Raw genomic sequence first — 13,833 nt, 5'->3', positions numbered from 1 at the left:
CAGAGCCAATGTCTGTGGCCCCTCGTAGACTTGTCCGGTGCCTATTGTCCCCGTTGTCAGCCCCGGAAAACTCAGTGTCCGCGGTGCTCGCGTACACAACCTCAAGAACGTCGATATCGACATTCCTCGCGACTCGCTCGTCGTGTTCACCGGTCTGTCCGGATCGGGGAAGTCGAGCCTCGCATTCGACACCATCTTCGCTGAGGGTCAGCGCCGCTATGTCGAGTCGCTCAGTGCCTATGCACGACAGTTTCTCGGTCAGGTCGATCGTCCTGATGTCGACTTCATCGAGGGACTGAGCCCTGCGGTCTCGATCGACCAGAAGTCGACCAACCGCAACCCGCGTTCGACGGTCGGCACGATCACCGAGATCTACGACTACATGCGACTGCTCTGGGCCCGCATCGGCATCCCGCATTGCCCGGAGTGCGGCGAAAAGATCCAGCGTCAGACCGTTCAGCAGATCGCCGATCAGCTCATGGAGCTCGAAGAGCGCACGCGCTATCAGATCGTGGCACCGATCGTTTCGCAGAAGAAGGGCGAATTCGTCGATCTGTTCCGCGAGCTGGGCGCCAAGGGCTACTCGCGCGCGATCGTCGATGGCGAGCTCATCCAGCTCGCAGAACCGCCGAAGCTGAAGAAGAGCTACAAGCACGATATCGCCGTCGTTGTCGACCGGCTCGTGGCATCCGCTGACATTCTCGGACGCGTCACCGATTCGGTGGAGACCGCGCTGGGATTGGCCGGCGGCGTTGTGCAGATCAACTTCGTCGACGCAGAAGGAGACGAGGCCTGGCAGTCGTTCTCTGAGAAGTTGGCGTGCCCCAACGGGCACGCGATCACGCTGACGGAGATCGAGCCGCGCACGTTCTCCTTCAACGCCCCGTTCGGAGCGTGTGCGACCTGCTCGGGGCTGGGCACGCGCATGTCGGTCGACGTCGACCTGATGCTGGGCGATGAAGAGCTCTCCATCCGCGAGGGTGCCATCATCCCGTGGACAACCCAGGGCAAGGGACTTTTCCAGTACTACGAGCGGCTGCTCGAAGGCCTCGCACGTGATCTGAACTTCGATCTCGATACCCCGTGGAAAGACCTGCGCGTGGACGTGCAGGATGCCATCCTCCGCGGCGACAACTACAAGGTCACCGTCAAATGGAAGAACCGCTACGGGCGCGAAATGCGCTACGCCTCCGGTTTTGAGGGCGTCGTGCCCTACATCGAACGACAGTACGCGCAGGCCGAGAGCGACAACCAGCGCGCTCGCTGGGGCGAGTACCTCCGCGAAGTGCCGTGCCAGGCGTGCAACGGCGACCGGTTGAAGCCCGAGGTGCTCGCCGTCCGCGTGCACGGGCACTCGATTGCCGAAGTTTCGCATCTCAGCCTTGCTGACGCTTCGACGTTCATGCACACCCTGTCACTCACCGACCGTGAAGCGAAGATCGCAGCACAGGTGCTGCGCGAGATCCGACTGCGTCTCGAGTTCCTGCTCCAGGTGGGGCTGGCATATCTCAACCTCAGCCGAGCCGCAGGTTCGCTGTCCGGTGGCGAGGCGCAGCGCATTCGGCTCGCGACGCAGATCGGCTCGGGTCTGACCGGGGTTCTCTACGTTCTCGATGAACCATCGATCGGTCTGCACCAGCGAGACAACAGGCGGTTGATCGAGACGTTGCAGAAGCTGCGTGATCTCGGCAACACTCTGATCGTCGTCGAACATGACGAGGAGACGATCGAAGCGGCTGACTGGGTCGTCGACATCGGCCCCGGTGCTGGTGTCAACGGCGGCAGCGTCGTGCACTCCGGTCCGTACGCGGCCCTGCTCAGCGACACCGCCTCGATGACGGGCGATTATCTCGCCGGTCGGCGCGAGATCCCCACACCGAAGAAGCGGCGCAAGATCGATAAGAAGCGCATGCTGAGCGTCGTCGGCGCGCGTGCGAACAACCTGCAGAACGTGACGGCGGACTTCCCGCTCGGCGTGCTCACTGCCGTCACCGGTGTGAGCGGTTCGGGTAAGTCCTCGCTCGTGAACGACATCCTGTACCGCGTGCTCGCATCCAAGCTCAACGGTGCGCGAACCCTCGCGGGAAAGCACACCCGCGTGACCGGGCTCGACAATCTCGACAAGGTGGTTCACGTCGATCAGGCGCCGATCGGCCGCACACCGCGGTCAAACCCGGCCACCTACACCGGGGTGTTCGATCGGATCCGCACGCTGTTCAGCGAAACACCCGAGGCGAAGGTGCGCGGCTACCTGCCTGGCCGGTTCAGCTTCAACGTCAAGGGTGGGCGCTGCGAGGCCTGCTCCGGTGATGGCACGATCAAGATCGAGATGAACTTCCTGCCCGACGTCTACGTTGACTGCGAGGTCTGCCAGGGCAAGCGCTACAACCGCGACACGCTGGCCGTGCACTACAAGGGCAAGAACATCGCCGAGGTCTTGGAGATGCCGATCGAAGAGGCTGCCGAGTTCTTCGAGCCCATTCAGGCGATCCACCGCTACATGAAGACGCTCGTGGATGTGGGCCTCGGATACGTGCGGCTCGGTCAGTCTGCCACGACGCTGTCCGGTGGCGAGGCGCAGCGCGTCAAGCTCGCCACGGAACTGCAGCGCCGCAGCAACGGCCGCAGCATCTATGTTCTGGACGAGCCCACGACGGGTCTTCACTTCGAAGACGTTCGTAAGCTCCTCGAAGTGCTGAACGGGCTGGTCGACAAGGGCAACACGGTGATCGTCATCGAGCACAATCTCGATGTCATCAAGTCCGCGGACTGGGTCATCGACCTCGGACCCGAGGGCGGCTCCGGCGGCGGCCAGATCATCGCTACCGGCACGCCGGAGCAGATCGCTCGCGCCGAGGAAAGCCACACTGGCATGTTCCTCGACGAGATCCTCGGTGCGGGACGCGGGGCTCGGAAGGTCGGCTGATGGCCGACATCCTGCCCTACAAACCCCGCCAAGGGGAGATCCCGACCAATCCAGGGGTGTATCGCTTTCTGGATGCCGAGGGGCGTGTGCTCTACGTCGGCAAGGCGAAGAACCTGCGCCAGCGGCTATCGAACTACTTCGCTCCGCTGCGAACACTGCATGAGCGCACCCGCCGGATGGTCACCACCGCGGCTTCGGTCGAGTGGACGGTCGTGCCCACCGATGTCGACTCGCTGCAACTTGAGTACATGTGGATCAAAGAGTTCGATCCGCCGTTCAACGTGCGCTACAAGGACGACAAGTCCTACCCGTTCATGGCGGTCACTCTCGGAGACGAAGCTCCACGGGTACTGGTCACCCGCAACCGCAGGATTCCGCGTGCGCGGTACTTCGGGCCTTACCCGAAAGTCTGGGCAGTGCACGAGACCATCGATCTGATGGTGAAGGCGTTCCCGATCCGCACCTGCAGCGACTCCAGCTACAAGCGCGCGATGGCCACGGGGCGTCCGTGTTTTCCCGGCCAGATCGGCAAATGCGGCGGACCCTGTTCGATGCGGGTATCCATCGAAGAGCATCGCGCGATGGTCGACGACTTCGTCGCGTTCATGGCCGGCGGAGATGAACGGTTCACTAAGCAGATAACCAAGCGGATGCTGGCGGCCTCGGCCGCGATGGATTACGAGGCAGCGGCGAAATACCGCGATCAGCTGGCATCGATCGAAGCGGTGCTCGGGAAGAGCTCGCTAGTTCTTGCGGCGGACGAGGATGCTGATCTGTTCGGTATCGCGGAGGACGAGCTCGCCGCGACTGTGCAGCAGTTCGTTATTCGCGGTGGACGCGTGCGCGGGGTGCGTGCGACGACGATCGAGAAGGAGATCGACATCTCCGGCTCAGAACTCGTCGACCAGGTGCTGCAGCGTGCCTACGGCGAAGGTGTCGACGTGCCACGAAGGATCATCGTCCCCGCTTTGCCCGATGACGCCGCAGATCTCGAAGCGTGGCTGCGCGAGCGACGGGGTCGGCGTGTCGAGGTCGTTGTCGCTCAGCGCGGCCAGCGCGCCGAACTGATGCGCAACGCAACAGTCAACGCCCAGCAGGCGCTCATCAGACACAAAACCCGTCGCACGAGCGATTACGTGGCGCGCACGCAGGCGCTGACCGACCTGCAGGAGGCGATCGATCTCGAGGCCGCGCCACTGCGCATCGAGTGCTTCGACATCTCGCACCTCGGCGGCACCAATGTGGTCGCGTCGATGGTCGTCTTCGAAGACGGGCTGCCGCGCAAAGATCAGTACCGCTCGTTCAATATCGCCGAGACGACGGATGACACCGATTCGATGTACCAGGTGCTCATGCGTCGCCTCGCGTACCTGGATCGGCCGGAAGAAGTCGATGAGACCGTTGTCGACGGCACCGAAGATGCCGAAGTCGTCATGACGAAGAAGAAGCCGCGGTTCGCATATCCGCCGCAGCTCTTGCTCGTCGACGGCGGAAAGCCGCAGGTAGAAGCGGCAGCACGCGCATTGCGCGATTCCGGGCACACCGAGATCGGACTGTGCGGCATAGCCAAACGGCTCGAGGAGATCTGGCTGCCCGGGGAAGACTTTCCCGTGATTCTGCCGCGCACCAGCGAGGCGCTCTACCTGTTGCAGCGGTTGCGAGACGAAGCTCACCGCTTCGCGATTACTCACCAGCGTAAGCGTCGCAAACGCGACATCTCCACGGTTCTCGAGGAGGTGCCTGGCTTGGGCGCTGCGCGCATCAAGGTGCTGCTGAGACACTTCGGCTCCGTGACCGCGCTGCGCTCGGCGACCCCGTCTGAGATTCAGGAAGTGCCGGGTATCGGACCCGCGCTGGCGGAGAGCATCCACACGCATCTCGCGACTCGATAGGCTGGTCTTCACAGGAAGAGGGAGAACCGATGACCGCCGAGGAGAAGAACGAGTTCCTCATCGTCACCGGCATGTCCGGTGCAGGGCGCTCGACAGTAGCGAATGCCTTGGAGGACCTGGGCTGGTATGTCGTGGACAACCTGCCGCCGCAGATGCTGCGTCCTCTGCTTGATCTCACGGATCTCGGCGGGGGAGCGCTGCCCAAGGTGGCCGCAGTCGTCGATGTGCGCGGCCGCAACCTGTTCAACGATTTCCCGGAAGTGGCGCGGGCCCTTCGCTCGCGAGGCAGTGTCCGGGTGGTCTTCCTGGATGCCTCTGATGACGTGCTCGTTCGCCGATTCGAGGCCGTTCGCCGCCCGCACCCCTTGCAAGAGGACGGCACGTTGCTGGACGGCATCCGTCTGGAGCGCAGTCGGCTGACAATGGTTCGCGAGGCAGCCGACATCGTCATAGACACCTCATCGCTGAACATCCACCAGCTGGCGACCCAGGTCTCGGAGACGTTTTCTGACGAGGGCGCAGCGCGCCACCGTCTGACGATTCTGAGCTTCGGTTTCAAATACGGCCTGCCCACCGATGTCGATCTGGTCGCGGACATGCGCTTCCTGCCGAACCCGTACTGGCGGGAAGAGTTGCGCGGGCTGACCGGACAAGACGAAACCGTGCGCGACTACGTGCTCTCGCGTGAGGGAGCAGCGGAATTCCTTGACGCTTACGCCACGATGCTCGACCCGGTTCTTGCCGGCTACCAGCGCGAGAACAAGGGGCATTCGACGGTGGCGATCGGATGCACCGGAGGCAAGCACCGTTCTGTTGCGATGGCGGAGGAACTGGCCAAGCGGCTATCGGTGATTCCCGGTATCGCGATCAGCGTGCGTCACCGCGACCTCGGCCGGGAATAGAACGGTGCCGCGCCGGGTAAACTAGTTCTTTGCGTCGCGATCCGACGCATCAGGTTTTACAAGGAGTCCCGTGGCGCTAACCACCGATGTCAAGGCTGAACTCATCAGCATCCGCAACGCACCCCCGACAGTGCGGGTCGCTGAAGTCACTGCGATCCTCCGCTTCGCCGGTGGTCTTCACTCGATCGCCGGTCGCGTCGCAGTCGAGGCAGAGGTGGACGCCGACCTGCTGGCGCGTCGCGTCGCACGCGACCTCGCCGAGATCTACGGCGTTCGCCCCGAAATCGCTCAGGTGCAGTCGGCCAGCTCCCACGATGGTGCACGCTACGCCGTCCGTGTGATTGCGGCAGGGGAGACCCTTGCTCGCCAGACCGGTCTCTTGGATCAGCGCCGTCGCCCCGTGCGCGGACTTCCGAACCGTCTGACCACCGGGTCTCGCGAAGAGATCGCCGGTCTGTGGCGCGGTGCGTTCCTCGCAGCCGGCACGCTGTCGGAGCCCGGACGCTCGGCGATGCTCGAAGTGACCTGCCCGACCTCCGAGGCTGCAATGGCCCTCGTCGGTGCCGCACATCGGCTCGGGGTCGCAGCGAAGGCCCGCGAAGTACGTGGCACGCCGCGAGTGGTCGTCCGCGAAGGCGAATCTATCCGTTCGCTCCTGAGCCAGATCGGCGCGCAGAAGACGGCCGCCACCTGGGAAGAAATGCGGCAGCGCCGCGAGGTGCGAGCGGGCGTCAACCGCCTGGTGAACTTCGACGACGCGAACCTGCGTCGCTCAGCTCAGGCCGCAGTGGCCGCCTGCGCCCGCGTGGAGCGCGCGCTGGAGATCCTCGCCGAAGATGTTCCCGACCACCTGCGCCTTGCCGGCGAACTGCGTCTTGCCCATCGTGACGCCAGCCTGGATGAGCTCGGTCACCACGCTGAGCCGCCGCTGACGAAGGATGCCGTCGCCGGCCGAATCCGTCGCTTGCTGGCCATGGCAGACAAGCGCGCCCAGCAGGAGGGCATCTCGAACACGGAAGCTGCCGTCCCCGCCGGGCTCGACGTCTGATCCCCACGCCCCCGGGTAGAGGACAGACATTTTTCTCCACCCGCGGAAGGAACCCCACCGCTCGGGCGTTGTCGTCAGTAGGATGAAAAAGTCTGCTCCTCGCCGCATGTGGGTGGCGTGGAGGACCGACAAGCGCCGCGGTACGGCGCGGATTGGATGAAACGACATGGCGATCTACACGCTTCCCGACCTTCCCTATGACTTCGCGGCCCTGGAACCGCACATCAGCGGCAAGATCATGGAACTGCACCATGACAAGCACCACCAGGCGTATGTGACTGGTGCAAACGCTGCGCTCGATGGTCTCGCTGAAGCTCGCGACAGCGGCAACCTCGCAAACGTTAACAAGCTTGAGAAGGACCTCGCGTTCAACCTCGGTGGCCACGTCAACCACTCCATCTTCTGGACGAACCTGTCGCCGAACGGCGGCGGTCAGCCCGAGGGTGAGCTCAAGGCTGCCATCGACGAGTTCTTCGGCTCGTTCGAGAAGTTCCAGGCACACTTCACTGCTGCAGCGATGGGCATCCAGGGTTCTGGCTGGGCTGTACTCAGCTGGGACTCGATCGGCCAGCGTCTGATCATCCAGCAGATGTTCGACCAGCACTCGAACACGGCGATGGGAACCATTCCGCTGTTCCAGCTCGACATGTGGGAGCACGCCTTCTACCTGGACTACCTCAACGTGAAGGCTGACTACGTCAAGGCCGCGTGGAACATCGCGAACTGGGAGAACGTCGCCCAGCGTCTCGAAACTGCACGTAACCAGACGAAGGGCCTGCTGGTACTGTCGTAACCAAGACGAGTGTCCCGATGGGCATTCAGCTCGTCGGGACGCCGTTGTCCACACCAATTCTCTATTGAAAATGCGCGAGAGCGCTCGAGAAACAGGGAGAGACCTTAGTGTCTGTCAAAATCGGCATCAACGGCTTCGGCCGTATCGGACGTAACTACTTCCGCGCAGCACTCGCGCAGGGAGCAGACCTCGAAATCGTCGCGGTGAATGACCTCACCGACAACAAGACGCTTGCGCACCTGCTCAAGTACGACTCTGTCAGCGGCGTTCTGGATGCCGAAGTCAGCTACGACGACGACAGCATCACGGTCAACGGCAAGAAGATCAAGGCGTTCGCAGAGCGCGACCCCGCAAACCTCCCGTGGGGCGAGCTGGGTGTCGACATCGTCATCGAGTCGACCGGCTTCTTCACCAAGGGTGCGCTCGCCCAGAAGCACATCGATGCAGGCGCCAAGAAGGTCCTGATCTCTGCTCCCGGCACCGACGTCGACGCCACGTTCGTCATGGGCGTGAACGAGGACACCTACGACGCGGCCGCGCACAACATCATCTCCAACGCGTCCTGCACCACCAACTGCCTCGCTCCGCTGGCACAGGTCTTCAACGACGAGTTCGGCATCGAGCGCGGCTTCATGATGACTGCGCACGCCTACACGGCTGACCAGAACCTGCAGGATGGCCCGCACAGCGACCTGCGTCGCGCACGTGGCGCAGCGATCAACATCACGCCGGCCTCGACCGGTGCTGCCAAGGCGATCGGCGTTGTGCTCCCCGAGCTCAACGGCAAGCTCAGCGGCTCTTCCTACCGCGTGCCGGTTCCCACCGGCTCGATCGTCGACCTGACGATCATCTCCGATCGTGCCGACCTCACGGTCGACGAGGTCAACGCCGCCTACAAGAAGGCAGCTGCTGACGGTCGCCTCAAGGGCTACCTGCAGTACAACGAAGACGAGATCGTCTCGAGCGACATCGTGCACAACGCACACTCGTCGGTCTTCGACGCGACGCTGACCAACGTCAGCGGCAACCTCGTGAAGGTCTCCAGCTGGTACGACAACGAGTGGGGCTACTCCAACCGTCTCGTCGACCTGACCGAGTACGTCGCAGAGCGTCTCTAAGAAGATCATGACCCTGCGCACCCTGGAATCACTGGGTTCGCTCGAGGGCAAGCGCGTCATCGTCCGTTGTGACCTGAACGTTCCTCTGCGGGACGGCGTCATAACGGACGATGGCCGTGTTCGTGCCTCGTTGCCGACCTTGAATGCCCTCATCAATGCGGGCGCACGTGTCATCGTGTGCTCGCACCTGGGACGCCCCGATGGCGCCCCGGACCCGCAGTACAGCCTTGCGCCTGTGGCGCAGCGGCTGGCCGAGCTGCTCGGCAAGCCGGTCGCGTTCGCTCGCGACACGGTGGGCGAGTCCGCCCGTGAGGCTGTTGCTTCGCTGGAGGACGGCGGCGTCGTCGTCATCGAGAACCTGCGCTTCAATGCGGGAGAGACGTCGAAGGACGACGGAACCCGTCAGGCTTTCGCCGCTGAACTTGCGGAGCTGGGCGACGCGCTCGTCTCTGATGGATTCGGCGTCGTGCACCGCAAGCAGGCCAGCGTCTACGAACTGGCGGAGCTGCTGCCCTCGTCTGCTGGGCTCCTGATCGCGACAGAGCTCGAGGTTCTTGACCGACTGACGGAGAACCCGGAGCGCGCTTACACGGTCGTGCTCGGTGGCTCGAAGGTCAGCGACAAGCTCGGTGTCATCTCGCATCTGCTTCCGCGTGTCGACCGGATTCTGGTCGGCGGCGGGATGCTGTTCACCTTCCTCGCAGCGCAGGGCCACGCCGTGGCATCCAGCCTGTTGGAGAAAGACCAGCTCGAAACTGTTCGCGGTTATCTCGTTGAAGCAGCCGAGCGCGGTGTGGAGATCGTGCTGCCGACGGATGTCGTCGTGGCCGAGAAGTTCGCTGCGGATGCTGCGCACGAAGTGACCGCAGCAGACGCCATTGAGCAGTCCGCATTCGGCGCTTCCGGCATCGGCCTCGACATCGGACCTGATACCGCTGCGGCATTCGCCGAGGCGATCCGCAGCTCCAAGACGGTGTTCTGGAACGGCCCGATGGGCGTGTTCGAGTTCGAAGCGTTCGCTGCTGGTACAAAGACAGTCGCTCAGGCTCTCACCGAGGTCGACGGCCTCAGCGTGGTCGGCGGTGGTGACTCGGCAGCGGCTGTTCGTCAGCTTGGCTTCGCCGATGACCAGTTCGGTCACATCTCGACGGGTGGAGGCGCCAGCCTCGAATTCCTCGAGGGCAAGAAACTACCCGGCCTGGAGGTGCTCGGATGGGCGTAACAGCTCGTACCCCGCTGATTGCGGGCAACTGGAAGATGAACCTGGACCACCTGCAGGCGGTCGCCTTCGTTCAGAAGCTGCACTGGGCGTTGAAGGATGCCAAGCACGAAGAGGGCTCGGTCGAGGTCGCGGTGTTCCCGCCCTTCACCGACATCCGCAGCGTGCAGACGCTGATCGATGCGGACAAGATTCCGTTCGAGCTGGGTGCGCAAGATGTCTCTGCACACGATTCGGGTGCGTACACGGGGGAGATCTCCGGTGCGTTCCTGGCCAAGCTCGACGCGAAGTACGTCATCATCGGCCACTCGGAGCGTCGTGAGTATCACGCTGAGGGCGACGACGTTGTGGCTGCGAAGGTTCAGGCGGCGCTGAAGCACGGGCTCGTTCCCGTGATCTGCGTCGGTGAGACCGCAGAAGACCTCGAGAAGTTCGGTGCCAGTGCGGTGCCGGCCGGTCAGTTGGAAGCGGCGCTCAAGGGCGTTCCGGCATCCGCTGACGTTGTGGTCGCCTACGAGCCGGTCTGGGCCATCGGCTCTGGACAGGCAGCGACTCCGCAGCAGGCACAGGATGTGTGCGCTGCGCTTCGCGGCGTCTTGGCGAAGAGCCTGGACGAGGACGCTGCTGCGCGCACCCGTGTTCTCTACGGTGGCTCGGTGAAGGCAGCGAACATCGCAAGCTTCATGCGTGAACCCGATGTTGACGGTGCCTTGGTCGGTGGCGCGAGCCTCGTCGTTGACGACTTCGCCGCAATCATCCGATTCGAAAAGCACGTCGGCGTATGAGCGGCGGCGGGGTTTCGGCCCCGCCTCCGTCGTATACTTGACCCTTACGGGAATTCTGTCCCAGCGAAAGGCTCTCCCTCGTGGCAATTCTTGAGTTCGTCCTGCAGGTTGTGCTGGGCATCACCAGCGTCCTGCTGACTCTCCTCATCCTTCTCCACAAGGGCCGCGGCGGCGGCCTTTCCGACATGTTCGGTGGGGGGATGACCTCTGCTGTCGGATCTTCCGGTCTCGCAGAGCGCAACCTCAACCGCTTCACAATCATCCTCGCGCTGGTGTGGTTCGTCTCCATCGTGGCGCTGGGGCTCATCACCAAACTGGAGGTGGTGGCCTGATATGGCTACCGGAGGAAACGCCATCCGCGGAACCCGTGTCGGTTCTGGCCCGATGGGTGAACAAGACCACGGTTACCACGCCGACCGCATCGCGGTCTCGTACTGGGACGGCCTCGGCAACGAGACTGTTCGCTACTTCGCTGCGGGACTTCCCGACGAAGAGATCCCTGAGACGATCGACCACCCTCGTTCGGGGCTGCCGGCGGGCCGCGACAAGAACAACCCGCCCGAAATCGGCAAGAACGAGCCCTACAAGACGCACCTCGCGTACGTGAAGGAGCGTCGCAGCGACGACGAGGCTGTTCAGTTGCTGGAGGACGCGCTCACTCAGCTACGCGAGCGCCGCGGACAGGCCTGAGCGCCGCCGCTTTAGTTCTTTGACGAAACCGTCGTGATCCTTATGGGTCGCGGCGGTTTTTTCGTGCATGGATCACGCTGCATTACAAGAGGACCCCAGCCCGAGGAGCACGACGTTCATATTGAATGTTCTTGCAGGGGAGATCCAATCAGTTCCGGCGCCGTTGTAGATACGAATCGTATATGAGCCGCCTAGGAGGTTCGTCAGGTCTACGAGCCCGAGGAGCTTGCTGGTGTCGTAGGTAGCCCGATACTGATACTGACCTCCTTGTTGGCCGGTCCGGACGATCCCGCTTGCCGGACTGCCTTGAATATCGGTTCCGACGGTGGCGCCACGCTGAATCTGAACGCGCTGGGCTTCGATCTGCGGCGACGACCAAGTCAGCGTGAGCGATTGTAAGCCCAGCACGGGTAGGCTGCTCGGCGCGCATGTCGCGTTGGCAGGCGCGGTCAGCGTGGCTGCAGATATCGCACTGCTTTTCGCGTGCTCCGCTTCTGTCCACGCTGCTTCCGTCGGCGCGGAGCGCACGCTGCCGACGGCGAGCAGTGCCAGCACACCGATCGCGGCGACGCCCACTCGAACGCTGCGCTGTCGCTTCATGTGGTCTCCCTTCTCCCCGCGCGCGCTATCAACGCGGTGCCGATCCCGACGAGAACCGCGCCAGGAGCGGCGAACATGGCCCACGATGCACCACCTGTTTCCGGCAGCTCAGGCTCTCCGCTCACATCCTCTTCGGCGGTTTCACCCGCTGCCGCGGCGCGCACAGTGAGCGACGCTGTTTGATGGCTGGCATTTGTGACCGGCGCGGTCAGCCCGATGCGGAGATAGACGGTTCCCGGAGTAGTGGATTCCACCAGCTGCTCCCACGGGCCGTTCAAGTCAAGCCGCGCTTTTTCACGCAGCAGAACCTCGCCCTGCGAGCAGTTGTTCGAAACCCATACAGCGGCACACGACCAGACTTCGGCGACGATCTCCACGTCGGCGGTTCTACTCGCACCTGCCAGAGTGATGGTCAGCATGCCGTCTTCCGGTGCGGCACCGGCGTCGACATCGACATGCCAGTACAGCGGATCAACGGGGCTGAGAATCTGTGTGCCGGACAGATCGGAGCTCATCTTTAGCATGTCGGAAGCCTGTGCAGGAGCCGGGGTCCAGATTCCGACGCTGAGGGTCGCCGATCCCAGAACGATCGCTACGCCGAGTGCACGCGCACCACGCAGTTCCCTCCGCGTCCGTGGAGGTGTAGCGGAGGAGTCGTTCTCGCCATCGGTACTGTCGGGAGCGACCTCGTCACGTCGGCGTCGGGACTCCCTCGGCCAGAAGGCCCAGGTGACCAGTACAGCGGCGCCGACGCTGAGCGCACCGAGCACGAGTGGGTTCCCGAACCACACGATAACGTGCGCAAGCTGAGGAACCGAGCCGCGTACGATGCGGACATCCGCGACAGCATAGGGCGCCGGGTCCTCGGTCTCGTTGGCATCGCCACGCATCGTTATGAGTCGCTCATTCGTCGTCGAACCGGTCGCGACGGATGTGACTCGGTGAGTCACGGGCAGCCCCGCCGGACGATCCACAGTGACCACGTCGCCCACTGCGATCTCGGAAGCGGGGATCTCCTGCACGAGCGCGACCGACCCGGCAGGAATCGTCGGCGACATCGATCCGGTTTTGAACATGATGAGTGAGAACCCGCCGGTGTAGGCGAGGACCGTCATCACGATGCAGATCACGCCGCCGAGTGCCGCGAGGGTGAGGAGTGCCTCGCGAAGGATCCTGCCCACTCGCGATGCCGCCGAAGACACAGTCATGGCTGAATCACCCGGTTGCTCCGGTGAAGGTCCAGGTCGGGGTGACGACACCACCCTGGGCGCCCGTGGGCGTGTTCGCCGGCAGGGTGACGACCACACAATAGTTGACGAAGTTCGCCCCGTTGGCCTGCAAAGTCTGCACGGGCAATGCCGGTACGGTGCCGATGCCAGTGTAGGTCACTCCACCGGTCGTCGCCGTGGTGCATGAAGGGGCAGCGCCGCTCGTCGTCGTCGTTGCAATGATCCGAACGCTCAGCGCGTTGCCGAGGGCTGTGCCACGTGCATCGTTGACCGGCGCACTCACACCGGTCAACTGCACAGATCCCGGAACCGTGCCGACGGTCGTGATCTGAATCCAGGCTGCTCGGCTCTGACCCGGATAGAGATTTGCTGCGTTGAGGGGCAGCGCTACTGCGTTCGCGGCTGTGTCATGGGGTGCGAACGTCGGGGCTTGCGCCGTTCTCGACACAATGGAGAAAGTGCCAGCGGTGATCTGGGCCGAAGCGTATTCCTGATCCGTCCATGCTGCCAACGTGGCTGTGCCGCCGACGCCCAGAACGAGTGCACCAGCCAGCACCGCGCGCAGTCGAAGGGACTGTACGCGACGCTGACGGACGCGCCGGGCGGTGCGCCTGCTCACTACTGCCATCGG

Annotated in this window: 13 protein-coding genes; 10 read left to right on the top strand and 3 right to left on the bottom strand. The window is 63.5% G+C overall.

Annotated features, from left to right (window positions below; genetic code table 11):
• Positions 1–37: 37 nt before the first annotated feature.
• From uvrA to ACW5CM_RS08800, 10 genes are all read left to right on the top strand, one after another.
• Positions 38–2,926, top strand: a complete 2,889-nt coding sequence (gene uvrA / locus ACW5CM_RS08845) for an excinuclease ABC subunit UvrA (RefSeq protein WP_457124785.1) — start codon at positions 38–40, stop codon at positions 2,924–2,926.
• Positions 2,926–4,818 (top strand): excinuclease ABC subunit UvrC, encoded by a 1,893-nt coding sequence (uvrC, locus tag ACW5CM_RS08840; RefSeq protein ID WP_439254261.1) that lies wholly within the window; start codon positions 2,926–2,928, stop codon positions 4,816–4,818. Before uvrA ends, uvrC begins: the two co-directional genes overlap by 1 nt.
• 29 nt (positions 4,819–4,847) lie before the next feature.
• Positions 4,848–5,720, top strand: a complete 873-nt coding sequence (gene rapZ / locus ACW5CM_RS08835) for an RNase adapter RapZ (protein ID WP_438255386.1) — start codon at positions 4,848–4,850, stop codon at positions 5,718–5,720.
• Between the two features lie 70 nt (positions 5,721–5,790).
• Positions 5,791–6,768 (top strand): DNA-binding protein WhiA, encoded by a 978-nt coding sequence (gene whiA / locus ACW5CM_RS08830; protein ID WP_438255387.1) that lies wholly within the window; start codon positions 5,791–5,793, stop codon positions 6,766–6,768.
• Positions 6,769–6,934: 166 nt separating this feature from the next.
• Positions 6,935–7,561, top strand: a complete 627-nt coding sequence (locus ACW5CM_RS08825) for a superoxide dismutase (RefSeq protein ID WP_438255388.1) — start codon at positions 6,935–6,937, stop codon at positions 7,559–7,561.
• Positions 7,562–7,668: 107 nt separating this feature from the next.
• Entirely contained in the window at positions 7,669–8,679 is a 1,011-nt protein-coding gene (gene gap / locus ACW5CM_RS08820; RefSeq protein WP_438255389.1) for a type I glyceraldehyde-3-phosphate dehydrogenase, read from the top strand.
• A 7-nt stretch (positions 8,680–8,686) separates the two neighbouring features.
• The gene (locus ACW5CM_RS08815; protein ID WP_457124784.1) at positions 8,687–9,901 is read left to right on the top strand and encodes a phosphoglycerate kinase; all 1,215 of its coding nucleotides are present in this window, start codon (positions 8,687–8,689) and stop codon (positions 9,899–9,901) included.
• Positions 9,892–10,683 carry a triose-phosphate isomerase gene (tpiA, locus tag ACW5CM_RS08810; protein WP_438255391.1) on the top strand — a complete coding sequence of 264 codons (792 nt, stop codon included), beginning with the start codon at positions 9,892–9,894 and terminating at the stop codon, positions 10,681–10,683. Before ACW5CM_RS08815 ends, tpiA begins: the two co-directional genes overlap by 10 nt.
• Positions 10,684–10,763: 80 nt before the next feature.
• On the top strand, positions 10,764–11,015 hold the full coding sequence (gene secG, locus ACW5CM_RS08805; protein WP_438255392.1) for a preprotein translocase subunit SecG: 252 nt from the start codon (positions 10,764–10,766) through the stop codon (positions 11,013–11,015).
• 1 nt (position 11,016) lies between these two features.
• Positions 11,017–11,373: an RNA polymerase-binding protein RbpA gene (locus tag ACW5CM_RS08800; RefSeq protein ID WP_438255393.1), complete on the top strand. Its 357-nt coding sequence runs from the start codon at positions 11,017–11,019 to the stop codon at positions 11,371–11,373.
• 72 nt (positions 11,374–11,445) lie between these two features.
• Here the strand turns inward: ACW5CM_RS08800 and ACW5CM_RS08795 are convergent, their stop codons facing one another.
• The 3 genes from ACW5CM_RS08795 to ACW5CM_RS08785 are packed head-to-tail and all read right to left on the bottom strand — an operon-like array spanning position 11,446 to position 13,830.
• Positions 11,446–11,973 carry a hypothetical protein gene (locus ACW5CM_RS08795; RefSeq protein ID WP_457124783.1) on the bottom strand — a complete coding sequence of 176 codons (528 nt, stop codon included), beginning with the start codon at positions 11,971–11,973 and terminating at the stop codon, positions 11,446–11,448.
• Complete coding sequence (locus tag ACW5CM_RS08790; protein ID WP_457124782.1) at positions 11,970–13,181, bottom strand: signal peptidase I; 1,212 nt, start codon at positions 13,179–13,181, stop codon at positions 11,970–11,972. The genes ACW5CM_RS08795 and ACW5CM_RS08790 overlap by 4 nt, the downstream gene beginning before the upstream one ends.
• A gap of 7 nt (positions 13,182–13,188) precedes the next feature.
• Complete coding sequence (locus ACW5CM_RS08785) at positions 13,189–13,830, bottom strand: SipW-dependent-type signal peptide-containing protein (RefSeq protein WP_457124781.1); 642 nt, start codon at positions 13,828–13,830, stop codon at positions 13,189–13,191.
• Positions 13,831–13,833 lie beyond the last annotated feature (3 nt).

The organism is Microbacterium wangyouchuni, from assembly GCF_054072595.1.
The sequence above is the reverse complement of the archived record's forward strand: the minus strand, read 5'-3'. Positions and strand labels throughout refer to the sequence as shown.